The organism is Arthrobacter sp. MDT2-34-1, from assembly GCF_059091365.1.
Window position 1 is genome coordinate 1 of record NZ_JBNHGO010000041.1, and the last position, 1,197, is coordinate 1,197.

3 protein-coding genes are annotated in these 1,197 nt (G+C 62.8%); 1 reads left to right on the plus strand and 2 read right to left on the minus strand.

What is annotated here, in order from left to right:
* Window positions 1-33: 33 nt before the first annotated feature.
* Window positions 34-216, minus strand: a complete 183-nt coding sequence (locus AC5RVV_RS17445) for a hypothetical protein (protein ID WP_494002618.1) — start codon at window positions 214-216, stop codon at window positions 34-36.
* A 70-nt stretch (window positions 217-286) separates the two neighbouring features.
* Window positions 287-769 carry an Asp23/Gls24 family envelope stress response protein gene (locus tag AC5RVV_RS17450; protein ID WP_493986549.1) on the minus strand — a complete coding sequence of 161 codons (483 nt, stop codon included), beginning with the start codon at window positions 767-769 and terminating at the stop codon, window positions 287-289.
* Between the two features lie 187 nt (window positions 770-956).
* Between AC5RVV_RS17450 and AC5RVV_RS17455 the strand changes: the two genes are divergently transcribed.
* Window positions 957-1,197: RNA polymerase sigma factor (locus AC5RVV_RS17455; protein ID WP_494002619.1), on the plus strand; the 241-nt coding region annotated here is incomplete at its 3' end.

A 1,197-nucleotide genomic window follows, 5' to 3' on the forward strand; every position in this document is an offset into this window, starting at 1 on the left:
GGGGACGGGTGAGGGTGTTCCCGGACATTGTTCTCACCGCCGCTCGGAGGCTCTGCCGAGCATGGCCTGCAGGTCCAGTTTGCCTTCCAGGACACGGCCGATAATGAAGCCGATAACGCCGAACAGTGCCACCACCGCGAACGCGGTGAACCCGGCAAACGCCAGAACAATACCCAGAGTGAGAGCGACGGCCAGACTGATGTGCGTCGGTGACATCGGGGTCCCCTTTCATGGCCGGTCCTGACCCTGCAGCCAGGGTGAGGACGGACTACAGGTGATGGGCCGCTCAGGCCAGCTCGGTGGACTTCTCTTCCTGGTCTTCCTCGGGAAGGTGGACATCGGTGACGTGGATGTTCACCTCGAGCACCTCAAGGCCGGTGGCGTTTTCCACCGACTGGATGACGTTGCGGCGGATGGAGCGGCTGACGTCCACGATGGAGACGCCGTACTCCACAATGATGCTCAGATCAATCGCCGCCTGACGCTCGCCCTTCTCCACGCTCACGCCGCCGCTGACGTTGGTCTGCGCACCGGGGATGCGTTCGGTCAGGTGGCTGAAGGCCCGGCGTGCCGCGGTGCCCATCTCGTAGACACCCGGCACCTCGCGGGTGGCTATTCCTGCTATTTTCTGCACCACGGTTTCAGCGATGGTGGTATCACCGAAGTCCGTGTGCAGCGGCCCGGTTTTCTCAAGCTGCTTGTCGGAATCATTCCGCTGGCCCTCTTCAGGGGTGGCCAGGACACTGGAAGGGTTTTGGGTCTCTGCCATCAGGACCATCTCCGGGGGTAGTGGCATTATGCTGCGGACACCACTAGAGACGTGCTGCGCCCCTGTATCTCACGGAAATACCGGAACTTTCTTTTCTTCGGCCCTGCTGCGGATCTGGGGCTCCGCTTGTTACCGTCAGGGGTAGCGAGCATGCCCACGGACGGGCAGCAGTTCTGTGAGGAAGCATATGGACCCCTACAGGGAACATGCCCGGACCACTCTTGACGGCCTGGATGAAGGCACCATCATCGCCCGTGCACAGGACGGGGACACCGAAGCCTTCGAATACCTTGTCGACGCCTACCAGCACAGACTGTTCCGGCTGGCCTGCCGGCTGCTCGGCGACCGTGCCCAGGCCGAAGACGTGGTGCAGGAGACCCTGGTGGCGATGTGGCGCAAACTCCCGCTGCTGGCCAGCCCCGGCGCTT

Coding starts and splice junctions, on each gene's coding strand:
- AC5RVV_RS17445 (WP_494002618.1), bottom strand. CDS start 216: ATGTCACCGACGCACATCAGTCTGGCCGTCGCTCTCACTCTGGGTATT.
- AC5RVV_RS17450 (WP_493986549.1), bottom strand. CDS start 769: ATGGCAGAGACCCAAAACCCTTCCAGTGTCCTGGCCACCCCTGAAGAG.